Genomic DNA, 22,263 nt, shown 5'->3' on the forward strand with positions numbered 1-22,263 from the left:
TGTGATTTTCGCGCTCACGCCCCGGTCAGAAGCGCCCGGGCGACCCGAGCCTGTGTCAAAACCGTATCAGTCAGTCTAAGCCCTTGCACTGATTGCCGAAAGCCTCAAATGAATCTGGAACAATCCCTTGACCGGTCGCCACAAGGGAAATAATCTCGGCGGCTCCTAGAGAAAAATTCAGACACGGTTTGTGGGGAAAAATGGCCGGGAAGACAGTGACACGCGCAGATCTTGCAGAATCTGTGTTTCGTAAAGTCGGGCTGTCCCGCACCGAATCCGCCGAACTGGTCGAGACGATCATCGACGAGATATGCAACGCGATCACCCGCGGCGAGGTCGTCAAGCTTTCGTCCTTCGCAACTTTCCAGATCAGGGAAAAGAACGAGCGCATCGGCCGCAACCCGAAAACGGGTGAGGAAGTTCCGATTTCGCCGCGCCGCGTCATGACCTTCAAGGCCTCCAATGTGCTGAAGCAGCGCATTTTGAAGGCCCATACGGCCCGCAAGGCCAAGCAGAAGGGCCAGAAGGCGGGGGCGTAATCCCTCACTCAAGGTCGCAGCGACACGCCTTTTTTGCCATATCGCAAGCCCTTTTCCCCATTCTTCTTGTGAACATACTTGAATTTCAACGTGCAAGCCGTTGAAATCCGGTCGACTCACATCATAATCAATTTTAGTGATTTGTATCTCGCCGCAACGGCGTCGGCGCGGGGTCGTAACCGACTTAGCGTGGTGTTTGACCGGCGGGTGAAAAGCGTTCTCGTTCAGTGTCCGGCCGGATGCATGTTGCTCCGGTTCGGATGGGAGTGGAAATTTGGATAAAAGCCCCGACGCGTTTCGGACGATCAGTGAAGTGGCGGATGAGCTGAACCTGCCGCAGCATGTGCTGCGTTTCTGGGAAACGCGCTTTCCGCAGATCAAGCCGATGAAACGGGGCGGGGGCCGCCGTTATTACCGCCCTGACGATATCGATCTTCTGAAGGGCATCCGTCACCTTCTTTATGACCATGGCTACACCATCAAGGGCGTGCAGAAGCTCCTGAAAGCCAATGGTAACCGCTTCGTGGCGGCAATCGCCTCCGGTGATCTCGCGACCATGGAAGCCATCATGGCGGCGAGCGGGGAAAAGGAAGTCGCCGAGCCGCGTGTCATCGATACCGATGGGGACGAGGTCGTCGGCCGTCCGAAGGCCAAGCCGAGCGGCCGGTTTTTCGGCTTCGGCGGCGGCAACAGCGATGCCGAAATATCGGTCGGCAAGTCGAGCATCGGCAAGGACGATCAGGCGCTTTTGCAGGAAGCCCTGTTCGATCTCCTCGAATGCAAGCGCCTTCTCGATCAGGTTCGCTGACAATTTATCCACAGCTCTTTTAAGCGTTTCCCATGCAGGAATTCGAGAAAACAAAGAGTTAGGGCGTTTCCCCGTTTCTCTGAAAAACGAAAACGCTCGCGAATGCCAACTTTTCGGAAACTCCTTTGGCCGATAATGCGGCTCCGTTGAAAGGAGTCCGATCGTGAGCAACCGAAAACCGACAGCACGACGCCGCACGGCGAAGAAATCGAGCGGCGGCAGCGTTTGGCCATGGGTGTTGATGCTGGGCGTCGTTGCCGGCGGCATTCAGGCTTACGAACATCGAGACAGCCTTCTGCCGCAGCGCCATGTTGCGAAGGCGACATCCTCAGCCGCGAATTCCCCGAAAGTCGCGACAACCGCCAAGCGCGATGCGGTCACGACCGAGAAAGTCGCATCCATCCGCCCCGCATCGCCGGCTCTGCCCGGCAATGGACCGGTGCCGCCGCGCCCGATCGCCATGCCATCCGTCTCGCAGCCGAGCCAGGTTGCAGCTATCCTGCCGGAAACGCGTCCTTCGGTCGAAAAAATCTCGCTCGGTGAAAAAAGCGGCGCCTTTGCCTTCTGCGGCCGTTCGGGCCTCAATAATTGCGTGGCCGATGGCAACACCTTCTGGATGAAGGGCGTGAAGACGCAGCTCGCCGGCATCGAGGTTCCGCAGATCGACCGGGCGCGCTGCATGGAAGAGCGCCAGCGCGGTTTCGTTGCAAAGGTCAGGCTTCGCGACATGCTGAATGCCGGCGCCTTCGATGTGACCTCTTCCGGGACTGCGGGCGGGCAAGCCACGGAACGCAAACGGCTTTCGCGTTCGGGCGTCTCCTTCGCCGATCAACTCGTGCGAGAAGGGCTCGCCCATCCGGTATCGGCAAAAAATCAGTCCTGGTGTGGCTAGGGCCCAATTGACCGAAACGGTCCGGCCTGTGTAGATGAGGCTCAGTCGCGTTTGGGATCGAGGCCTCGTGCCGGACACCCGAAGGATGACGACTTTTTGCAGCGACTTGACCGCAATGGTGCAAGGCGCGGCAATGCGGACGTGGCGAAATCGGTAGACGCAGCAGACTTAAAATCTGCCGACCATTGGTCTTGCGGGTTCAAGTCCCGCCGTCCGCACCACCTTCACCCACAAACAAAGTGCGCCCCTGCAGCGCAGATTCGGCAAGGATAGATTGCCAATTCGCGTTGATATTCAGGCGTTGGTTGCTTTTGTTCCTAGTGGTGCGCCCAAAAAATAATCCTGCTCAAGCAAGCGGCATATTTCTTCGAAAATCACCCAAAAGAACCTATTGACCTTGCCACGATGGGAAGCCCTATCTTTTTTTTAACACAAGAAAAGAGGGGTCGTACGCATGTCACAAATGGAGATCCGGGCGAGTCACCAGATTGCGATCGATGGCATGACATGCGCCTCCTGTGTCGGCCGCGTGGAAAAGGCGATTGCCAAGGTGCCGGGCGTTCTGAAGGCCTCGGTCAATCTCGCGACGGAACGCGCTGATATCTCCTTTTCCGGATCGCCCGACGTGCCGGCCGTGATCGCGGCGGTCCGGAATGCTGGGTATGGCGTCGAAGAAAAAACCATCGAACTCGATATCGAGGGTATGACCTGCGCCTCCTGCGTCGGTCGTGTTGAAAAGGCGCTGAAGGCTGTTTCCGGTGTTTCCGATGCGACCGTCAATCTGGCGACCGAGCGTGCCACCATTCGCGTTGCCGGCAATGCCGCCTCTGCCGCCACCCTGGCGGAGGCGATGAAGCGGGCGGGCTATACGGCGAGCGAAATCATCGCCGACAAGGCCGGTGATGTGGAGCAGGATAGACGCGCTACGGAACTGCGCGGCCTGAAAATCAGCCTTGCCGTGGCCGCTGCACTGACGTTGCCAGTCTTCGTGCTGGAGATGGGTTCGCATCTGGTGCCCGCCATCCATGAATTCGTGATGGAAACGGTTGGCATGCAGGAAAGCTGGTATCTGCAATTCGTGTTGACGACACTGGTCCTGTTCGGGCCCGGCCTTCGCTTTTTCAAAAAGGGCATACCTGCACTGCTGCGGCTGGCGCCGGATATGAATTCGCTCGTCGTACTTGGCACCGCAGCCGCCTGGGGATTTTCGGTGGTGGCAACCTTCCTGCCCGAAATCCTGCCGCGTGGCACGGCCAATGTCTATTATGAGGCGGCGGCGGTTATCGTCACGCTCATCCTTCTCGGCCGATTCCTCGAAGCGCGCGCCAAAGGCCGCACCAGCGAGGCGATAAAGCGGCTTGTCGGCCTGCAGGCGAAGTCCGCCCGCGTGCTGCGCGATGGCGAAACCGTTGATGTGCCGTTGCAGGATGTGCGCACCGGCGATGTGATCGTCGTTCGCCCCGGCGAGAAAGTGCCGGTCGATGGGCTGGTTCTCAGCGGTTCTTCTTATGTCGATGAATCGATGATCACTGGCGAGCCGGTCCCGGTCACCAAGGCGACGGGTTCCGAGGTTGTCGGCGGTACGGTGAACCGCAATGGCTCCTTCACCTTCCGCGCCACCAAGGTGGGCGCCGATACGCTGATCGCCCAGATCATCCGCATGGTGGAGGAGGCGCAGGCCGACAAGCTGCCCATTCAGGCGCTGGTCGACAAGGTCACCAACTGGTTCGTACCGGCCGTCATGCTGGCCGCACTCGCCACCTTCACCGTCTGGTTCATCTTTGGGCCTGATCCGGCCTTGACCTTCGCGCTCGTCAACGCGGTTGCGGTTCTTATCATCGCCTGTCCCTGCGCCATGGGTCTTGCCACGCCGACCTCGATCATGGTCGGCACCGGCCGCGCCGCCGAGATGGGCGTGCTGTTCCGCCGCGGCGATGCGCTTCAGACGCTGCGCGATGCCGACGTGATTGCCGTTGACAAGACCGGCACCCTGACGCTCGGCAAGCCGAAGCTGGTGCATTTCACCACGACGCAGGGCTTCGATGCGGATGAGGTGCTTCGCCTCGTCGCCTCGCTGGAGAACCATTCCGAACATCCGATTGCCGAAGCGATCGTCGAGGCGGCGAAACATGGCGGCCTGACGCTTGCCAATGCGGAAGGTTTCGAAGCGACCCCCGGTTTTGGTGTTGCAGCCATGGTTGACGGCCGCAGGGTCGAAGCGGGCGCAGACCGGTTCATGACGAAGCTCGGCTATGACGTCGCGATGTTTGCCGATGATGCCGAAAGGCTGGGCAGGGAAGGGCAGTCGCCGCTTTATGCCGCCGTCGATGGCAGGCTGGCCGCGATCATCGCCGTTGCCGATCCGATCAAGCAGACGACCCCGGAGGCGATTGCGGCGCTGCATGCGCTGGGCCTCAAGGTCACGATGATCACCGGTGACAATCGCCGCACTGCCGAAGCTATAGCCCGCCGTCTCGGTATTGATGAGGTGGTGGCGGAAGTGCTGCCCGACGGCAAGGTCGAGGCCGTCAAAAGGCTTGCTGCCGGCGGGCGACGTGTCGCCTTTGTCGGGGATGGGATCAATGATGCACCGGCGCTTGCTGCGGCCGATGTCGGGCTTGCCATCGGCACGGGTACGGATGTCGCGATTGAAAGTGCCGATGTGGTCTTGATGTCTGGCGATCTGCGCGGCGTTGCCAACGCCATCGCGCTCTCCAAGGCGACCATCCGCAATATCGGCCAGAATCTGTTCTGGGCCTTCGCTTACAACGCTGCACTCGTTCCGGTGGCGGCTGGAATATTGTATCCTGTCAACGGCGTTCTGCTGTCGCCTGTCCTTGCTGCCGGAGCCATGGCGCTTTCCAGCGTCTTCGTATTGACGAACGCGCTGCGCCTGAAAAGCTTCCGTGCACCGCTGGTGGACAGACCGGCGGGCATGCAGCTCGCAGCGGCCGAATAGGAGGCGGATGTGATGACGCCTGGCAACACAATCTATCTGCCGCAGATCGGGCGCAGCATCATGGCGGCGCAGGGTGAAACCGTGCTTCAGGCCGCGTTGGCCGCTGGCGTCACCTATCCGCATGGCTGTCGCATGGGCCGCTGCGGGGCCTGCAAATCGCATCTCATTTCCGGCAAGATCGATCTTCTCAAGCATACGCCCTTCTCCTTGACCGAAGAGGAAAAGGCGGATGGTCTGACGCTCGCCTGCCGGGCCATGCCGTTAAGCGACATGACGATCAGCTGGCTCGATGGGGCGGATGAGATCGCCGATATTCCGACCGGCCGCTTTGAGGGCGTGGTGGCGGAAGTGGTGGATGCGACACATGATATCAAGCTCATCCGTATCCGGCTCGACGAGCGCGGGCAGTTTGCCTTCAAGCCCGGACAATATGTGCGCCTGCTTTATACGGACTGTTCGCCGCGTGATTATTCCATCGCCAGTCGGGTGGATGAGGAATTGATCGAATTTCACATCCGGCACGTTCCCGGCGGCATGACGAGCGGCCGCATCTTTTCGCTCGCCAGGGCTGGTGACCCCGTGACGATCGTGGGGCCTTTCGGTTCTTCGTTCCTGCGGGAAAAACATTGTGGGCCCATCCTCGGCATTGCCGGCGGGTCGGGGCTTGCCCCCGTCAAGGCGGTTGTCGAGGCAGCACTTGCAACGGGCCGTGAACGCCCGGTTCATGTCTATTTCGGCGCGCGCGCTCAGCGTGATCTCTATATGCTCGACCGCTTCGGAGATCTTGCCGCGCGGCATGGCAATCTGAGCTTCGTTCCGGTTCTCTCGCATGAAGACCATGCCGATATCAGGTGCGGTTATGTCGGTGCGGCGGTGGCGGATGATTTCGACGATCTCGATGGCTGGAAAGCCTATATTGCCGGACCGCCGGCCATGATCGAGGCGACGGTGCCGCAGCTTCTGGCGCGCGGCATGCGCACCGCCGACATTCATGCAGACGTATTTTTCACCCCGGAAAGATAGGAGCAGGATCGATGAACATTGGCACAGCCGCCACCGCCTCCGGTGTTTCTGCAAAGATGATCAGGCATTACGAGATGATCGGCCTGATCAAATCGGCAAACCGCACGGATTCCGGATACCGGGTCTATACGGCCAATGATCTGGAAACGCTGCGCTTCATCCGCCGCGGACGCGATCTCGGTTTTTCCATCGAAAAGATCAGGCAGCTCATGACCCTGTGGCGCGATCCGGGTGGCGCCTCCTGCGATGTCAAACGCATCGTCATGGAACATGTCGTCGATCTGGAAGCGAAGATGCACACGCTTCGGGAGATGGCAGACACGCTTCGAAACCTTGCAACCTATTGCCCCGACAATGGTGAGCCGGAGTGCCCGATCATTCAGGATCTGGCCCATTCCGAAAATGTCGATTTTGCACCGGTGGCTGTCGTGCCCAAGCGGTCCGGCATGCTGAAGGGTACGTCCGGGCCGGTGATGGATTTACATCGCCTGGCGAAATAAGCGGCTTTTCCCTTTGGGGGCGAGCGTCGATTGCAGTGGAAATGCCAATTGCTGTGAAGGAGACAGGGCCATGTGGATACAGATAATACAGCGCTTCTTTATTCTGTGCCTGATGCTGGCGATCGTTTCCGTCATCGCGTTTCTTCTGCCCTATATGGCGGGCGGTGATCCGGCCCGCACCATCCTGTTTTCACGCATGCGCGATACGGCACTTGATCCACATGCAGTGGAGGCGCTCCGGGCCAGTCTCAGGCTCGACCGGCCGCTTTACGTGCAATATTTCGCATGGCTGTCGAATGCGTTGCGTGGCGACCTTGGGTTTTCTTTTACCAGCAGCCAGCCTGTGGCTGCCGAGCTTATGCGGTCGCTCTGGGTGTCGGTGACGCTGGCGCTGACGGCGCTGGCGTTCGCGATCGCCGTCGCCCTGCCGCTCGGCACGCTGGCGGCGATGCGTCCGGGTGGGCGGCTGGACAATTTCGCGACGCTGATGATCCAGACCTTCGTCGCAACGCCGGAATACTGGTTCGCGCCCATGTCGGCACTGGTCTTTGCGCTCTATCTCGGCTGGTTGCCGTCGGCGGGATGGGATAGCTGGCGCTCGCTGGTGCTTCCTGCGCTGACCCTGACGCTGCGGCCGCTCGCCTATTTCACGCAGGTGACGCGCGCCGCCATGGCCGAGGTTTTGCGCGCGCCCTATATCACGGCGGCGCGCAGCCGCGGCCTTGGCATGCATGGCACGGTGATGCGCCACGGCATCCGCAACGGTTCGCTGCCGGTGGTTACTTTCTTCGCCCTGTGGCTTGCGGGCCTGCTTGGCGGATCGGTGGTCGTGGAAGTGATCTTCGCCATTCCCGGCATGGGCCGGCTTCTCTACGACGCCGTCGTCAATCGCGACATCCCGATGCTGCAGGGTGGTTTCATCTGCATCGTGGCCCTGTCCATCCTGGTCAATACCCTGGCCGACAGCTTCTATGTCCTGATCAATCCAGCAATGCGAGGTCACCATGACCACTAGCCTCTTTCCGAGCGCGCCAGCCGCTGCCATGCCAATGACCATGCCCAAGCGCCCCTCGATCCTGTCCCGCTTCACGGATTTCATCCGCTGCCGGCACTGGACCTTCTATGCGGGAGCGGCGATTTTTCTCGTCATCATCCTGCTGCTGGTGATCGCGCCGTGGATTTCACCCTATGATCCGGCAAAGCAGAATCTGCGTCTGCGGTTGAATGCGCCAAGCGCCCTCTACTGGCTGGGAACGGACCACCTGGGCCGCGATGTGCTCAGCCGGCTGCTGATCGGCGGCCGCTTCACGGTCACCATTGCCGCCATCACCGTCATTCTTTCTGTCGTGATCGGGACCTTCATCGGCATCATCAGCGGCCGCAGCCGCGGCATCCTCGACGAGGTGCTGATGCGCATCGTGGACCTGCTCATCGCCATACCTGACGTCGTGATCGCGATTTTCCTCGTGGCCATCTTCGGCCCGGGATACGGAACGCTGATCGCGTCGCTGACCATCGTCGGCTGGACACCTTTTGCGCGGCTGGCGCGGGGGCTGACGCTCTCGATCAATTCGCGTGAATATATCCGTGCCGCCGAGGTGCTCGGCTGCACACGGCGCTTCATCATCTTCCGGCATATCATTCCCAACACGATCTGGCCGATTGCGGCCGTGGCGTTCCTGCGCTTTGGCCACAAGCTGATCACGGTGGGCGGATTGTCATTTCTGGGCCTTGGCGTACAGCCGCCGGCCGCAGACTGGGCGCTGATGCTGGCCGACGCGCAGGCCTATGCGGAGCGGATGCCCGTCCTCGTCATCGCACCGGGTCTGGCGATCTTCCTTGCAGCGCTCAGCGTGACGTGGATCGGCCATGGCCTCAATCTGGAAACAAAGAAAACCAACGGTCATTGACGCCTGCGGGCGGGCAATGACGGATTTGACGATTGTCAAACATACGTGACGCAACGGAACAGGAAGGAGAGTAATATCGTCTGAAGCCGCATGAAAATTCGTGAATGCCTCCGATTCAATAAAAATAAGGGGAACTCTTATGAATATCGAAGGACAAACGCTTGCCAAGACGGCCATGTCTCCCGAATGCGCACCGCTTCTGGAGATCGAGGATCTGCACGTTTCTGTGCCGGCGCAAAACGGCCGCAAGTTTGTTATTTCGGGCCTGACGCTTTCCGTCAACGCCGGCGAAGTCGTCGCTCTCGTCGGCGAATCCGGGTCAGGCAAGAGCATGACGGCGCTGTCGCTGATGCGACTTTTGCCGCAGGGCGCGGAAATCAATTCCGGCCGCATTTCCTTTGCCGGGCGCGATATTCTCGCTCTTTCATCCTCAGAACTCGACGCGCTGCGCGGTGCCGATATCAGCATGCTGTTCCAGCAGCCGCAGGCCATGCTCGACCCGACCAGCCGGGTGAGGACGCAGGTTGCCGAGCCGCTCTGGATACACCGTAAAATGAGCCGGCACGCGGCTCTCGACCGGGTCGTCGGCCTCCTGTCCGATGTCGGCATTCCCGATCCCTCAGCACGGGCGCAATGCTTTGCGCACGAGCTTTCCGGCGGCATGGCGCAACGTGTCATGATTGCCGCCGCACTGTCAGGCAATCCGCAGCTTCTGATCGCCGACGAACCGACGACGGCGCTCGATGTCACCGTTCAGGCACAGATACTCCGCCTGCTTGATGACGAACGCCGCAAGCGCCGGCTTGCCACGTTGCTCATCACCCATGACCTCTCGGTCGTCGCCGCTTTCGCGGACCGGATTGCGGTCATGTATGCCGGCCGTATCGTCGAGGAGGGGCCGACCCAGGCGATCCTCAAGGCGCCGCAGCACCCCTATACCAAGGCGCTCATCAGCTGTTCACTCCTGACCACCGACAGCGAGGGGCAATTGCTGACGATCCCCGGTTCGAGCGCGCAGGCCCATGACATGTCCTGCGGCTGCCGGTTTCATCCGCGCTGCACGCTTGCCAACTCGGCAGGCATGGGCGGCCGCTGCATGGCGTCGGAACCGGATCTGAATGCCTTGCCCGAAGGACGCAAGGCGCGGTGCTGGGCGGTCGGTCACGATCATGCCGCTCATGATCATGCCAGCCACACGGTCTGCTGAGGGAGGGCGACAATGTTATCGACAGCGACGACACAGACCCCGTCACCGGCGGAAAACAGGAGCCGGCCCTTTGTGGTCGCGAAGAACCTCTGCAAATATTATCCCATATCGGGCTTTGGTCACCGTGTGGTGAAATCCGTCGACGATGTTTCCCTGACGATCGGCGAGGGGGAAGTGCTGGGCCTCGTTGGTGAATCCGGATGCGGCAAAAGCACGGTTGCCGGGCTGATCACGCGGCTGACCCACGCAACCAAAGGCGAGGTCAGCATCGGGCAGAACGATATGCTGCACATGCAGGGCGAGGCGCTGCGGCGCATGCGCCGGGTGGTGCAGCTGGTGTTTCAGGACCCTTATTCGGCACTCGATCCGCGCATGCGTATCGGCCAGAGCATGGAAGCGCCGCTTGCCCAGCATGGCATCGGCACCCGCGAGGAACGTACGGCGCGGGTTTTCCGGATGCTGGAAGAGGTCGGTCTCGACGGCTCTTTTTATGATCGCTATCCGAGCCAGTGTTCCGGCGGCCAGTTGCAGCGCGTCGTCATCGGCCGTGCGCTGCTTCTCAATCCGAGCTTCCTCGTCTGCGACGAGCCGACATCGGCGCTCGATGCCTCGATGCGGACGCAGATACTGAACCTTCTGATGGACATGAAGCGCCGTCACGGTTTGACGGTTCTGATGATTTCCCACGATCTGCGCGTGGTGCGTTATCTCTGCGATCGCATCGCGGTGATGTATCTCGGGCGCGTTGTTGAAATCGCTGACCGGGAGGAGCTTTTCCGGGCGCCGAAGCATCCCTACACCAAGGCTCTCATAGCATCGTCGATGCTGGACGAGACGGGGTTATATGCACCGGAAATGCTTCTTGACGGCGATTTGCCGAGCCCTCTCAATCCTCCTGATGGATGCAAATTCCATACCCGCTGCAAATATGCGACCGAGATATGCGGCGAGGTGGAACCCGTTCTGGAAGGCGTTTCCGGCGAGCATTTTGCCCGCTGCCATCGCTGGCGGGAATTGGGCTGAAGGACAACGCAGTTACAGTTTTCTGTGGCTGTAAAAACAGATGAATCGTGTGTTTGCGAATTAATATCGGAATAAAATTCCGAGTATAAAACATAAAATAGATAATATTCGAATGGATAATCGAGAGATATCCATAGAGTATTATTGTTGTCTTCGTAATTATTGAGTGAAATTTCGAGAAAATGTACGAATTGTGAGCGTTGTCATCAAAAATAAAAGGGGAATCTTCTATGATGAAGCACGCACTTTTGGCGACGTGCGCCGTTGTGGTCTCGTTTGGGACGCAGGCGGCGACAGCCGGAACGATCACCTATGACGATTATACCGGCGTCAAGACCGGCTGGCAGATGGCTTCCGACGATGCCTATCTCGGTTCGCGCGCGGGGTGTTTCGAAAGCCTGGTCCGCGTCGGCTATGACACCGCACTGGAGCCGGGGCTGGCCGAATCCTGGACACAGACCTCGCCGAAGGTCTGGGAATTCAAGCTGCGCAAGGGCGTGAAGTTCCAGAACGGCGAGCCGCTTAACGCTGCGGCCGCAGTCAATGCACTCACCAATCTTCTCAAGGCGCCCGTTCCGGCTCGGGCCTTTTCGCCCAAGCTGATCGCTGCCGTCGATGCTGGTGGCGACGATATCGTGAAGATCACGACCATCGAGCCATCGGTGCTGCTGCCGGCGCAAATGGCAAGCCCGGCGACTTCGATCCTCGCGCCATCCGCCTATAAGGATGGCAAGGTCGATCCGATCGGAACCTGCACCGGGCCATTCAAGATCACCAAGGTCGATGCCAACCAATATATGGAGCTGACCGCGAACCATGACTATTGGAACGGTATGCCGAAGCTCTCGGGCGGCCGCGTGAACTTTATCCCGGATGCCGATACGCGCGCCACCCAGATAAGAAGCGGTGAAGTGCAGATTTCGCGCGTGATCCCACCCTGGGCGGTAAAGACCATTGAAGCGACGAAGGGTGTGAAGGTTGCGCCGATTACCGTGCCCCGGATTACCGAAATGCTGCTCAATAATTCGAAGCCGCCGTTCAAGGATATCAAGGTTCGGCAGGCGATCCGGGCTGCCATCGACACCGCCGGTATTGCCGACAGCATCTATGAAGGCGTGGTAAAGCCCGCAACGATGCCCTTCGCACCCGGAGAGCCGTGGGCGCCGCAAGACGTCACGCCCGCTTATGACGTAGAGAAGGCAAAGGCTCTGCTGAAAGAGGCGGGAATTGCTCCCGGCAGCCTGAAGCTGACGCTTCTGGCCTACACTGAAAGAACCGAACTCAAGGATGTTGCCGCCGTTATCCAGGCCCAGTTGCAGGAAATCGGCATCAAGGTCGATGTGCGCGTTGCCGATTACACTGCGATCGAGCCAGATCTCCTGGCCGGCAATTTCGACATGGTTCTTCTGTCACGCGGTTATGCCACTGATGTTGCAGAACCGATCGGTTTCCTCAACGCCGACTACACCTGCGGAGGCGGCTACAACATCTCGCATTATTGCAGTGAGGAGACGGACAAGCTGATCAAATCAGCCTATGTGGCGGCTGAGCCGGCCAAGCGTTACGCCATCTATGCCGAGGCGGCGAAGAGGGTTTACGACGAAGCCGTCACCGTCTACCTCATCCACGAGACCGCTTTCGATGCCTATTCGGACAAGGTCGAAAACTTCAAGCCGCATCCGATCAACTACTTCATCATGACCAAGGATCTGGCGGTGAAATAAGCCGACATGACATTGCTGACGAGGTATGGCCCGGCTCGCAAGAGCCGGGCCATATTGCCGATATGGTGCCGCCACGCCGGGGCTGGATGCCGGATCAGGCCCACTGCCGTCCGGGCCAAATTTCTGGACAATGTGCGTGACATTGATTTGGAATGACGAGCTACGCCAAACACTCCGGCGTCATCCTCGGGCTTGTCCCGAGGATGACGCGAGAGGTGTGAAGCCTTCGCCGCCGGCTTCGGTAGAGATATCTGTTCGGGAGGTGTGGAAGGACGAAGCTTGATCTCGTCCGACGGCTGTCACGCAGGTTCAGCGCGAAGCGGGGCAGGCGGGGCGACCCGGCGGCGGCAGGATGGAAGCGCCGCCGGTATCTCTTCGGATCAGGCGCGTGCTTCCGGCGTATAGCCAGCGGCGGTGATGATTTCGGCAATACGCGCTGCATCGGAGACGCCGCCAACCACGACCGTGCGGCTTGCCGGATCGGCATGCACGGCAGCGCCGGGAACGGTCTTTTCGATTGCGCCCTTGATCACACCGGCGCAGTGACCGCAGGTCATGTCTTCAACGTGGAAAGAAAGGTCGGCATCGACGGGTGCGGCAGTGGTTTCGGGGTGATGCTGATGGGCGGTGCACATAGGCGGTTCTCCATGGTTTGGAATTCTAACGGGAGGAGCCTGGACTATTCCAACGTGGGAAGGTCAAGCGCTTTATTCGCGCATGCGCAACATGTGTATCGCCGGATCAGCTGCGCCAGAAGATCGGCATCAGCAGCACCAGAACCGTCAGGATTTCCAGACGCCCGAGCAGCATCAGGACCGACAGGAGATAGAGCGCCGGGTCGCTGATTGTGGAGAAATTGCCGACAGGCCCGATGATCGGGCCGATGCCGGGTCCGACATTGGCAAGCGCCGTCGCAACACCCGATGTGGCGGTGAGGAAATCATAACCCATCAGGCTCATGGCAAGGCTGCCGGCGATCCACAGCGCGATGAAACAGCTGATGAACAGGAAGATAGTGCGGATGGTTTCCGGATCGACCACCTGCTGGCCGTAGCGCACCGAATAGACGGCGTTCGGATAGATCAGCTTCTTGAGGCCCGCGCGCGCCACATTGAAGATGATGAGGAAACGATAGGCCTTGATGCCGCCCGCCGTCGAGCCGGAGCAGCCGCCCATGAAGGTCGCGAAAAAGGCAACGACAACAACGAACGGCCCCCAGAGCGTATAGTCGTCGCTGGCAAAACCGCCGGTCGACAGGATAGAGGTCATGTTGAAGAAGGAATGGCTGAGCGCGTCGTCCAGCGGTACACCGTTTCTAAGGTGATGATAGACGCCCACCGCAATGGAGATCGCGCAGAGATAACCGAGGAAGACGGCGATCTGCGGGTCGCGCAGCGTCTCCAGCCGGCGGCGGACGGCAAGCAGGATCATCACCGAAAAGGGCAGGCTGCCGAATATCAGGAAGATCGTGGCGATCCACAGCAGAGCGGTATTATTGAAATAGGCGAAGGAGGCGTCATGGGTCGAAAACCCGCCGGTCGCGACGGTCGACATGGCGTGGTTCAGCGCATCGAAATGCGACATGCCGGCAAAATCGAAGGCCACCGTGCAGGCGATTGTCATGATGATGTAGATCGCCACGAAAGCCCGTGTGAAGCTCGCCAGACGCGCGAAGGGCCGGTCGTTGCCGGTATCGGAAGATTCCATGCGAAAGAAGGTCATGCCGCCGACGCGGAGCAGGGGCAGGATGAAGAGACCGAGGGCGACGATACCGATGCCGCCGAGCCAGCAGAGCAGGGATCGCCACAGAAGGATGCCCTGCGGCGCGTTGTCGAGGCCGGATATGGCCGTCGATCCTGTCGTGGTGATGGCCGAAACGGATTCGAAGATCGCCTGACCGGGCGTCAGGTCGAGTTCCGACAGATAAAGCGGAACCGCGCCGATGATGGAAAACACCAGCCAGAGCAGGTTGACGAGCAGAAAGCCGAAACGTTTGTTGAAGGAGGTGATCGGTCCGCGGGTCGCGAGCGCGCATGCAAGTGCAAAGCCGCCGCACATGAAACCCGAAAGCGCAAACACCATCCAGTCATCATTGCCGTAATAAAGATCGGTCAGTGCCGGCAGAAACATGGCCGTCGCAAGGTAGAGCCCGAAGATGGACGCCACATATATGACCGAGCGCAGAAGGTTGCTGTTCAAGAAATGAAACCCGGAGTTCGTTGCCGCGCTGAAATGAGTCTTTGTCTCGGACGCCTTCCTATGGCATAGCGGGTGCCATTATGAATTTCAATGGATTGACTATCGTGGACAAGCAGCTTGTGGAAGCAGCGCGGCGGGAAGTGCGGGAGATATTTCCGGAAACGCCGCTGCAGTTGAATGAACATCTCAGCCGTCGGTATGGCGCGTCGATTTGGCTGAAGCGTGAGGATCTGTCCCCGGTTCGTTCCTACAAGATTAGAGGCGCATTCAACTTTCTGCGCAAGGCGGTGGCCAAGGCCGGCAAGGACAAGATTTTCGTCTGCGCCTCGGCCGGCAACCATGCGCAGGGCTTTGCTTTCGCCTGCCGCCATTTCGGCGTTCACGGCGTTGTTTTCATGCCGGTGACGACACCGCAGCAGAAGATCGAGAAGACCCGCATCTTCGGCGGTGAATTCATCAGCATCCGTCTCGTGGGCGATATATTCGACCAGTGTTACGCCGCTGCCCGCCAGCACGTACAGGATAATGACGGCTACATGGTGCCGCCCTTCGATCATGAAGACATCATCGAGGGTCAGGCTACGGTTGCTGCCGAGATCATGGACCAGCTTCCGGAAGGCACGAAGCCTGACATCGTCGTCATGCCTGTTGGTGGCGGCGGTCTTTCGGCTGGCCTCACCGGCTTTCTTGCCGGCACCGTCCGCAAGGAGAACTTCGTATTCTGCGAGCCCGAGGGTGCGCCGAGCCTGAAGAAGAGCCTGGAGCGCGGTGAACCGGTGACACTGAACAAGGTCGACAATTTCGTCGATGGCGCCGCCGTCGCCCGCATCGGCGACCTGAACTTCAAGGCGCTGAAGGATTTCCCTGCCGAGCAGGTCATGCTCATTCCGGAAAACGCCATCTGCGTGACGATCATCGAGATGCTGAACCTCGAAGGCGTGGTGCTGGAGCCTGCGGGTGCGCTCTCCATCGCCGCGCTGGAGAAGCTCGGTCGTGAGAGGCTGGAAGGCAAGACGGTCATCGCCGTGGTCTCCGGCGGCAATTTCGATTTCGAGCGCCTGCCGGATGTGAAGGAACGCGCAATGCGTTACACCGGCGTGAAAAAATATTTCATCCTGCGCCTGCCGCAGCGCCCTGGCGCGCTGCGCGATTTCCTCAACCTGCTCGGTCCGGACGACGATATCGCCCGTTTCGAATATCTGAAGAAATCGGCCCGCAATTTCGGTTCGATCCTGATCGGCATCGAAACCAACGCGCCGGAAAATTTCGCCGGCCTGCTGGAGCGCTTCGAGGCCGCCGGTCTCGGTTATGAAGACATCACCGAAAACGACATCCTGTCGAACCTGATCATCTGATCGGGGAGTTAAAGACAGGGAAGGGCGGATCACCTCCGCCCTTCAAACGTGACATAGATTGAGGGAGTGAAAGCCATGGCATCGTTTTTTTCCAAAATCCTCTCGGCCTTCGGCTCCGGCCAGCCGTCCTCGGACGCGCCGCAGAAGGTGTCGCAGGCTGAGCCGCATGCGCATGGCGACTATCTGATCTATGCGACGCCGATCAAGGAAGGCGGTCAGTTCCGCCTGGCCGGCCGCATTGAGAAAAAGGCCGGCGACGAGGTGCTGGTGCATGAATTCGTGCGCGCCGATGTCTTCAGCAGCCTGGACGATGCGGTGGAGTTCACGATCCGCAAAGCGAAGCTCATCATCGATCAGAACGGCGCATCGCTTTTCCCAGGAAAATGATGACGTTTTCTTGCCCCGCACATTAAGATTCCGTTGTTTGCTTCGGCCTATCGTCTCTGAAGGGCATGGAGTCGCGCCAATCAACCCGCGCGACGTGAATCGATAAGGCATGTGCCGATGCAATGGGCAAATCTGGCCCTCTTTTTGACGGAGGCCATCGTCTATTTTTCGGTAATGACGGCCTTCCTTCATTACCGGCATATTCTCGGCATCGGTGTTTTTCTCACCGCGCTGGGCGTCATGCATTTTCTGGAAACCTATCTGGCGGCCGTCTTTTACGTGCAGCTGCCTTTCGGCGTGGCGTCGCCCGGTTCCTCGATCCTTTTTGCCGGCAAGCTGATGATGATCCTCATGCTCTATATGCGCGAGGATGCTGCGGTGGTGCGCCAGCCGATCTATGGCCTTTTTCTCGGCAACATATTGACCGTCATCATGGCCCAGATCATCCGCTTTCATCAGACGGTGGCGATCGTGCCCGGGCAGTCTGTCAGTACCGGCTTTCTGGACGAGATGGGTGTGCTGATGGTCTGGGGCACCAGTCTGCTTTACATCGACGCCATCGCCATCATCCTGTTTTATGAAAAACTGGGGCGGTATCTGCAGCGCCATATCGTCCTGCGTTTCGGCATCTGCGGTGTCGTCATCCTCAGCCTCGATCAGGCGGGTTTTTACGGTGCGCTGCGACTTCTGTTCAACGCGCCGGTCGATGTGTTTTATGATGGCTGGAAGGCGAAGATGGCGGCCGTCGCGGTCTATTCGCTGCTCTTCGCCATCTATCTGTGGCTGACATCGGCCAAGGGCCGTTTCCTGATACGCCGCAACATTGCGGATGTCTTCAACGATCTGACCTTCCGTGAGCGCTACGAAGAGCTGTTATCTCGCTCCGGACGCGACATGCTGACGGGTGTTTCGGACCGCGCCCGCATGGAGCTCGACGCGCCCTCCATCGTGCTTGACTGCGCCGAGAAGAGGCGGGCGATCAGCGTGCTTATCGTCGATATCGACCATTTCAAGACTGTCAACGATACGTTCGGCCATCTGCGGGGCGATGAAATTCTTCGGGAATTCGCAGCAGTCATGAAGCGGTCGGTTCAACCACATGGCCATCTCTACCGTTTCGGCGGCGAGGAATTTGTGGCCCTGCTTCCGGCGATGACACACGAGGCCGCACTTGCCTTTTCCGAAGGTCTGCGTGCCGCCGTGCTGACGGGTCTGCGCCGGCCCGACGGAACGCCCCTGACTGTCAGTATCGGTGTCGCGACCGGTCTGGAGGATGGGCGAGTATTCCTCGAACTTCTTTCCGAAGCCGACTCGCGGCTCTATGCGGCAAAAAATAACGGCCGGGATCAGGTCCACGGCCGTTACGGAATGTGGGTCGGCTGATACCTTGCCGGTATCAGCCTCCATTCAATTGTCTCAGGCGGCCTGCGCCAGCTCTTCAACCTTGGCTTCGGCGGCGGCCACAGCCTTTTCGACGGCTTCCGGACCAAATGCCAGGCCTTCGACATAGATGACTTCCACATCCGTCATACCCATGAAGCCGAGAACGGTCTTGAGGTAGGGAACGGCATGGTTCATCGATACGGCCGGGCCTTCGGAATAAACGCCGGCGGCGGCCAGCACGATGTAGACCTTCTTGCCGGTGGCAAGGCCAACCGGGCCGGTTTCGGTGTATTTGAAGGTCTGGCCGGCGCGGGCGACGTTGTCGATCCACGACTTCAGGCCGGAATAGATGTTGAAGTTGATGAGGCCGGTGCCGATGACGACCGTGTCGGCTGCAAGAAGCTCTGTAACCAGCTTGTCGGAATAATCGGCGGCAACCGCTTCTTCGGCGGTGCGCTGGTCGGCCGGCTTGCGGATCGCTGCGGTCTTGACGGTGTCGAGGTGCGGGATCGGGTCAGCGGCGAGATCGCGGTGGACAAGGGTGTTGGAAGCCGACTTGGCCTTCAGCTTGTTTGCGAGCTCACCCGAAAACTTGTTGGAAACCGATTCGTCGCCACGCGGGCTGGAGGTGATGAGCAGAATGTTGGACATGGTCTTTCCTTGCATAAGCGATGAATTGACGGGCGCCTTGGGAGGGCGGGAGAGCACGATGCCCTTCCTTTGCGCTCTATATGAAAAATTACTGCCATCAAGAAAACTGTGATAATATGGAAGCAATCTATCGATGAAATGGATGGAACATGGACGCGAACCCGACGCTCGACCAATTGCAGGTGTTTTTGACGGTTGCCGAGACCGGCAGCTTTTCCGCTGCGTCACGGGCGCTCAATCGCGCGCAGTCGGTGGTCAGCTACACGATTGCCAATCTCGAGGCGCAGCTTGAAGTCACGCTGTTTGAGCGCAGCGGCGTGCGCCAGCCGAAACTGACGGATGAGGGCCGCGCCATGCTTGAGGATGCAAGGCGCATCGTCGCCGGCCTGCAGGAGATGCGCGCCCGCGCCAAAGGGTTGAAGCAGGGGCTTGAGGCGGAACTCTCGGTCGCCATCAGTACCATGGTGCCAGCGGAGGCCGTGGTGGCCGTGCTGCGCGATTTTCGCACACAGTTCCCGACCGTCACCCTCAGCCTCAATGTCGGCGAATTGGGCATGGTCATGGATATGGTGCTCTCCCGCAAGGCAGGCATCGGCATCGGCGGGGCGATGCTGCGCCAGGATGATGAGCTCGTTGTCGAAAAGGTGGGCCATTCCTTCATGTTGCCCGTCGTCGCGTCGGATCACCCGCTGGCGCAGATCGAGCGGCCTCTGGTTCTCGCAGACGTGCGCGAGGAGGTCCAGCTTGTTGTCACCGATGCATCGGGCCTCACCAAGGGCCGCGATTTCAATGTTCTCTCTTACAAGACATGGCGGGTCAGCGACATCGCCACGAAATACCAGCTCATCAAGGGTGGTCTTGGCTGGGGCGGTCTGCCCGCATCGATCGTGCGCAATGATCTGACCAATGGCAGCCTGAAAGCGCTTGAGCTGGAGGCCTATGAGCAGGGCGAATATCCGCTCTTTGCGCTGCGGCGGGTGGATTCACCGGCAGGCCCCGCAGGCCAGTGGCTTGCCGAAGCATTTCAGCAGCGCCTGTCTGCCTGCCCGAACCACAAGGGTTTCAACGGGATGCTTGCGGCCAGCAAGCAGAGGACCATTGCTGTCGCCGCTGAGTGACAGTCTCGCCCTCCCGGCCGGTTTCAGCCGGGAGGGCGAAGCTTTTAGAGAACCAGACGGAACTTCGCGAAACCTTCCGCGCCGTCACCGGCATCCTCGATTTTCGCGCCCTTGATATCTGCCGCATAGTGGCGGCCCTTGGGGCCGGTCTCGAAGATCGCCGTGGTATTGGCGACAGGCGCGAAGGACCAGTTGGCATCCGCAGACGGGTTGATGGTGCCCTGATCGATGATATAGCGCACGATCACGTCGCGGTTGGTATCGGGCGCCACGAAGATCACCTTGTCGCCGGCGATATCGGGGAATTTGCCGCCGCCGCTTGCCCGGTAATTATTGGTGGCGACCACGAATTTCTGCTCGGGATCGATCGGCTTGCCTTCAAATTGCAGGTTGACGATGCGGTTGCTATCAGGGTTGACGGCCTTGCCGTCCTTGTCGAATTTCGCCGGTTTGGAAATGTCGATCTGATAGGTCACACCGTCGATGACATCGAAATTATAGGACGGGAAATCCGCGTTCAGCAGCGGCGCATCCTTTGCGCCGGCCTCAACCGTGTTGAACATGCCGGCCGACATTTCCAGCCAGTTCTTCACCTGCGCGCCGTTGATCAGCACCGCCTGCACCGTGTTGGGGTAGAGATAGAGATCGGCGACGTTCTTGATGGCGATGTCACCGGCGGGGACATCGGTGTAATAATCCGCGCCGCCGCGGCCGCCCGACTTGAAGGGTGCTGCTGCCGAAAGCACGGGCAGATCCTTGTATTGTCCTTCCTTCAGCATGTCCTTGATATACCAGGTCTGGGCATTGGAAACGATCTGCACGGATGGATCGTCCGCTACCAGTGCGAAATAGGAATAGAGCGGCGCGGAGGTTTTACCGACCGGACGGCGCACATAGGCAAGTGCCGCCTCATGATCGGCCTTGGCGGCGGCGAGGACTTCCGCTTTATCCGTGAAATCGGCGACGACCTTGCGGTTTTCGTCACGATGATAGATCGGCCGGGCCTCGGAGGTGAAGTCGACGATCTTCCAGCTTTTGCCGTCCTTTTCAAGCAGCAGGTCGATGAGGCCCATATGCGAGCCCCAGAAACCGGCCATCACCGCCGGCTTGCCCATCAGCGTGCCCTTGACCGCATCCGCACCCTCAATGCCGTCCCAGGTCTTCGGACCGGGGAAAACGAGATGCTGGTGGCCGGTGAAGATGGCGTCGACGCCTTCGACGGCAGCCAGATAAAGCGAGGCGTTTTCCATGCGCTCCGTCTGGCCCTTGCCGTCGATGCCGGAATGGGAAAGGGCGATGATGATATCGGCGCCTTCTTCCTTCATGACAGGCACCCAGGCTTTCGCAGCCTCGACGATGTCACGCGTCTGCGCCTTGCCCTCGAGGTTCTTGGAATCCCACATCATGATCTGCGGCGGCACGAAGCCGATGATGCCGACCTTGACCGGGCTCGTCACGCCGCCGCCGTCGCGGATCTGCTTTTCCAGAATGACATAGGGCTTGAAGAACAGCTCGTCGTTTTTCGGATCGGAAGCAAGCTGGCCCTTGGTGAGGTTGGCGCAGACGTAAGGGAAACCCGCGCCGGCCAGCGTGTTCGACATATAGTCGAGGCCGTAATTGAATTCGTGGTTGCCGAGCGTGCCGCAATCATAACCCAGCACATTCATGGCATTGATCACGGGGTGCTTGTCGCCGGCCTTCATGCCGCGCTCATAGGCGATATAGTCGCCGAGCGGATTGCCCTGCAGGAAGTCGCCATTGTCCACCAGCATCGAGTTACCAGCTTCGGCGCGGATGGTGTCGATGATCGAGGCGGTGCGGGCGAGCCCCATCGTGTCGTTCGGCTTGTCGGCGTAATAATCATAGGGAAAGACATGAACATGGATGTCAGTCGTTTCCATGATGCGCAGATGCGCCTGGTTGGTCGCTGCGCGCGCAGCAAAAGGGTGCAGCAGCACCAGCGCCGAGGAGGCCGCGATGCCGCCCAGAAGCGAACGCCGGGTGATGGGGTGGAGAGCGAGAAGCGACGACATGGGAACTCCTTCGAATGAAGCTTGCTCTGTCATGAAAAACGACAGGGTAGAAGCAATCGCAGAGGAGTCCATCACCAAAATGACAGGCCCGTGACGGATGGGCCTGTTTTCAACCGTTTGATAAATTTTTTGTCGCGGCAGCGCGGCGCGGGTGTCGCCGTACCGGAGAATGCACATCGTCCGCCCTGCGCATTCCTCTTCGCTGGACTAACGGATCAGCGGGCGAGGGTCGGTTTCACGTCTTCATGGAAGAAGCGGAAATAGGAGGAGAGCTGCGCCAGCGTGTTGGTGGAAAGCTTGAGCTGCAGGCCGAGGCGGTTCATGTGCTGCCACTGCACGACGCCTTCGATGAAGCCCAGATCCTCACTCTGCACCTTGACCCGGCTGCCCTTGGCGGCGGCGAAAGGCCCGTCCAGTTCGAGCGCCATCCCCGTCGCCGAAAGATCGACCACGCGTCCCCTGGTCGACTGGCTGAAATAATGCACGGTCGCAAAAATTCTGGTTTTGCTGCGGGGCGCAGTCCGGGTCGCCATATTGAGGTTATTTGTCATG

The 22,263-nt window shown here is 59.5% G+C and carries 20 protein-coding genes and 1 tRNA gene; 16 read left to right on the forward strand and 5 right to left on the reverse strand.

Going from position 1 to position 22,263, the window contains the following annotated elements; translation table 11 throughout:
• Positions 1-200: 200 nt before the first annotated feature.
• From MRBLRC7O_RS04170 to MRBLRC7O_RS04225, 12 genes are all read left to right on the forward strand, one after another.
• Entirely contained in the window at positions 201-539 is a 339-nt protein-coding gene (locus tag MRBLRC7O_RS04170) for an integration host factor subunit alpha (protein ID WP_003502236.1), read from the forward strand.
• 274 nt (positions 540-813) lie between these two features.
• On the forward strand, positions 814-1,347 hold the full coding sequence (locus MRBLRC7O_RS04175) for a MerR family transcriptional regulator (RefSeq protein WP_003502237.1): 534 nt from the start codon (positions 814-816) through the stop codon (positions 1,345-1,347).
• 163 nt (positions 1,348-1,510) lie between these two features.
• Complete coding sequence (locus tag MRBLRC7O_RS04180; protein WP_020810782.1) at positions 1,511-2,239, forward strand: thermonuclease family protein; 729 nt, start codon at positions 1,511-1,513, stop codon at positions 2,237-2,239.
• A gap of 135 nt (positions 2,240-2,374) precedes the next feature.
• A tRNA-Leu gene (locus tag MRBLRC7O_RS04185) sits at positions 2,375-2,460 on the forward strand.
• A gap of 233 nt (positions 2,461-2,693) precedes the next feature.
• The gene (locus MRBLRC7O_RS04190) at positions 2,694-5,198 is read left to right on the forward strand and encodes a heavy metal translocating P-type ATPase (protein WP_080866069.1); all 2,505 of its coding nucleotides are present in this window, start codon (positions 2,694-2,696) and stop codon (positions 5,196-5,198) included.
• 12 nt (positions 5,199-5,210) lie between these two features.
• A complete protein-coding gene (locus tag MRBLRC7O_RS04195; RefSeq protein WP_080866070.1) occupies positions 5,211-6,221 on the forward strand; it encodes a 2Fe-2S iron-sulfur cluster-binding protein in 1,011 nt (336 codons plus the stop codon).
• 11 nt (positions 6,222-6,232) lie between these two features.
• Positions 6,233-6,721, forward strand: coding sequence for a Cu(I)-responsive transcriptional regulator (gene cueR, locus MRBLRC7O_RS04200; RefSeq protein ID WP_003502249.1), 489 nt, complete (start codon positions 6,233-6,235; stop codon positions 6,719-6,721).
• Between the two features lie 70 nt (positions 6,722-6,791).
• Positions 6,792-7,736 carry an ABC transporter permease gene (locus tag MRBLRC7O_RS04205; RefSeq protein WP_367727305.1) on the forward strand — a complete coding sequence of 315 codons (945 nt, stop codon included), beginning with the start codon at positions 6,792-6,794 and terminating at the stop codon, positions 7,734-7,736.
• Positions 7,726-8,631, forward strand: a complete 906-nt coding sequence (locus MRBLRC7O_RS04210; RefSeq protein WP_080866071.1) for an ABC transporter permease — start codon at positions 7,726-7,728, stop codon at positions 8,629-8,631. Before MRBLRC7O_RS04205 ends, MRBLRC7O_RS04210 begins: the two co-directional genes overlap by 11 nt.
• 139 nt (positions 8,632-8,770) lie before the next feature.
• Positions 8,771-9,838, forward strand: coding sequence for an ABC transporter ATP-binding protein (locus tag MRBLRC7O_RS04215; protein WP_020810786.1), 1,068 nt, complete (start codon positions 8,771-8,773; stop codon positions 9,836-9,838).
• 12 nt (positions 9,839-9,850) lie between these two features.
• A complete protein-coding gene (locus MRBLRC7O_RS04220; protein ID WP_035212373.1) occupies positions 9,851-10,861 on the forward strand; it encodes an ABC transporter ATP-binding protein in 1,011 nt (336 codons plus the stop codon).
• Between the two features lie 230 nt (positions 10,862-11,091).
• On the forward strand, positions 11,092-12,585 hold the full coding sequence (locus MRBLRC7O_RS04225) for an ABC transporter substrate-binding protein (RefSeq protein ID WP_080866072.1): 1,494 nt from the start codon (positions 11,092-11,094) through the stop codon (positions 12,583-12,585).
• 380 nt (positions 12,586-12,965) lie between these two features.
• Here MRBLRC7O_RS04225 and MRBLRC7O_RS04230 read toward each other — a convergent pair whose 3' ends face one another.
• Positions 12,966-13,220, reverse strand: a complete 255-nt coding sequence (locus MRBLRC7O_RS04230; protein ID WP_003502257.1) for a heavy-metal-associated domain-containing protein — start codon at positions 13,218-13,220, stop codon at positions 12,966-12,968.
• Between the two features lie 106 nt (positions 13,221-13,326).
• A complete protein-coding gene (locus tag MRBLRC7O_RS04235) occupies positions 13,327-14,784 on the reverse strand; it encodes a TrkH family potassium uptake protein (protein ID WP_162690813.1) in 1,458 nt (485 codons plus the stop codon).
• An 80-nt stretch (positions 14,785-14,864) separates the two neighbouring features.
• Between MRBLRC7O_RS04235 and ilvA the strand changes: the two genes are divergently transcribed.
• The 3 genes from ilvA to MRBLRC7O_RS04250 all read left to right on the forward strand — a co-directional run bounded on the left by ilvA (position 14,865) and on the right by MRBLRC7O_RS04250 (position 17,909).
• On the forward strand, positions 14,865-16,139 hold the full coding sequence (gene ilvA, locus MRBLRC7O_RS04240; protein ID WP_020810789.1) for a threonine ammonia-lyase: 1,275 nt from the start codon (positions 14,865-14,867) through the stop codon (positions 16,137-16,139).
• 75 nt (positions 16,140-16,214) lie between these two features.
• On the forward strand, positions 16,215-16,526 hold the full coding sequence (locus MRBLRC7O_RS04245; RefSeq protein WP_080866073.1) for an HlyU family transcriptional regulator: 312 nt from the start codon (positions 16,215-16,217) through the stop codon (positions 16,524-16,526).
• Between the two features lie 117 nt (positions 16,527-16,643).
• A complete protein-coding gene (locus MRBLRC7O_RS04250; protein WP_080866074.1) occupies positions 16,644-17,909 on the forward strand; it encodes a GGDEF domain-containing protein in 1,266 nt (421 codons plus the stop codon).
• 33 nt (positions 17,910-17,942) lie between these two features.
• Here MRBLRC7O_RS04250 and MRBLRC7O_RS04255 read toward each other — a convergent pair whose 3' ends face one another.
• Positions 17,943-18,560, reverse strand: coding sequence for an FMN-dependent NADH-azoreductase (locus tag MRBLRC7O_RS04255; protein WP_026363437.1), 618 nt, complete (start codon positions 18,558-18,560; stop codon positions 17,943-17,945).
• A gap of 149 nt (positions 18,561-18,709) precedes the next feature.
• On the opposite strand from MRBLRC7O_RS04255, the gene MRBLRC7O_RS04260 reads away from it, so the two are divergent.
• Positions 18,710-19,678: a LysR family transcriptional regulator gene (locus tag MRBLRC7O_RS04260; protein WP_080866075.1), complete on the forward strand. Its 969-nt coding sequence runs from the start codon at positions 18,710-18,712 to the stop codon at positions 19,676-19,678.
• Positions 19,679-19,722: 44 nt separating this feature from the next.
• Here the strand turns inward: MRBLRC7O_RS04260 and MRBLRC7O_RS04265 are convergent, their stop codons facing one another.
• Both MRBLRC7O_RS04265 and MRBLRC7O_RS04270 read right to left on the reverse strand, forming a co-directional pair.
• Positions 19,723-21,711, reverse strand: a complete 1,989-nt coding sequence (locus tag MRBLRC7O_RS04265; protein ID WP_060724196.1) for a bifunctional 2',3'-cyclic-nucleotide 2'-phosphodiesterase/3'-nucleotidase — start codon at positions 21,709-21,711, stop codon at positions 19,723-19,725.
• 215 nt (positions 21,712-21,926) lie between these two features.
• On the reverse strand, positions 21,927-22,262 hold the full coding sequence (locus MRBLRC7O_RS04270) for a PilZ domain-containing protein (protein ID WP_004441225.1): 336 nt from the start codon (positions 22,260-22,262) through the stop codon (positions 21,927-21,929).
• Position 22,263 lies beyond the last annotated feature (1 nt).

Origin of the sequence: Agrobacterium radiobacter, assembly GCF_040801995.1 — a bacterium.
GTDB lineage: Bacteria > Pseudomonadota > Alphaproteobacteria > Rhizobiales > Rhizobiaceae > Agrobacterium > Agrobacterium radiobacter.

What these genes read in the sequence shown, in the direction of transcription:
- MRBLRC7O_RS04170 (WP_003502236.1), top strand. Translation starts at nt 201, where the DNA reads ATGGCCGGGAAGACAGTGACACGCGCAGATCTTGCAGAATCTGTGTTT.
- MRBLRC7O_RS04190 (WP_080866069.1), top strand. Translation starts at nt 2,694, where the DNA reads ATGTCACAAATGGAGATCCGGGCGAGTCACCAGATTGCGATCGATGGC.
- MRBLRC7O_RS04195 (WP_080866070.1), top strand. Translation starts at nt 5,211, where the DNA reads ATGACGCCTGGCAACACAATCTATCTGCCGCAGATCGGGCGCAGCATC.
- cueR (WP_003502249.1), top strand. Translation starts at nt 6,233, where the DNA reads ATGAACATTGGCACAGCCGCCACCGCCTCCGGTGTTTCTGCAAAGATG.
- MRBLRC7O_RS04205 (WP_367727305.1), top strand. Translation starts at nt 6,792, where the DNA reads ATGTGGATACAGATAATACAGCGCTTCTTTATTCTGTGCCTGATGCTG.
- MRBLRC7O_RS04210 (WP_080866071.1), top strand. Translation starts at nt 7,726, where the DNA reads ATGACCACTAGCCTCTTTCCGAGCGCGCCAGCCGCTGCCATGCCAATG.
- MRBLRC7O_RS04215 (WP_020810786.1), top strand. Translation starts at nt 8,771, where the DNA reads ATGAATATCGAAGGACAAACGCTTGCCAAGACGGCCATGTCTCCCGAA.
- MRBLRC7O_RS04220 (WP_035212373.1), top strand. Translation starts at nt 9,851, where the DNA reads ATGTTATCGACAGCGACGACACAGACCCCGTCACCGGCGGAAAACAGG.
- MRBLRC7O_RS04225 (WP_080866072.1), top strand. Translation starts at nt 11,092, where the DNA reads ATGATGAAGCACGCACTTTTGGCGACGTGCGCCGTTGTGGTCTCGTTT.
- MRBLRC7O_RS04230 (WP_003502257.1), bottom strand. Translation starts at nt 13,220, where the DNA reads ATGTGCACCGCCCATCAGCATCACCCCGAAACCACTGCCGCACCCGTC.
- ilvA (WP_020810789.1), top strand. Translation starts at nt 14,865, where the DNA reads ATGAATTTCAATGGATTGACTATCGTGGACAAGCAGCTTGTGGAAGCA.
- MRBLRC7O_RS04245 (WP_080866073.1), top strand. Translation starts at nt 16,215, where the DNA reads ATGGCATCGTTTTTTTCCAAAATCCTCTCGGCCTTCGGCTCCGGCCAG.
- MRBLRC7O_RS04250 (WP_080866074.1), top strand. Translation starts at nt 16,644, where the DNA reads ATGCAATGGGCAAATCTGGCCCTCTTTTTGACGGAGGCCATCGTCTAT.
- MRBLRC7O_RS04255 (WP_026363437.1), bottom strand. Translation starts at nt 18,560, where the DNA reads ATGTCCAACATTCTGCTCATCACCTCCAGCCCGCGTGGCGACGAATCG.
- MRBLRC7O_RS04260 (WP_080866075.1), top strand. Translation starts at nt 18,710, where the DNA reads ATGGACGCGAACCCGACGCTCGACCAATTGCAGGTGTTTTTGACGGTT.
- MRBLRC7O_RS04265 (WP_060724196.1), bottom strand. Translation starts at nt 21,711, where the DNA reads ATGTCGTCGCTTCTCGCTCTCCACCCCATCACCCGGCGTTCGCTTCTG.
- MRBLRC7O_RS04270 (WP_004441225.1), bottom strand. Translation starts at nt 22,262, where the DNA reads ATGACAAATAACCTCAATATGGCGACCCGGACTGCGCCCCGCAGCAAA.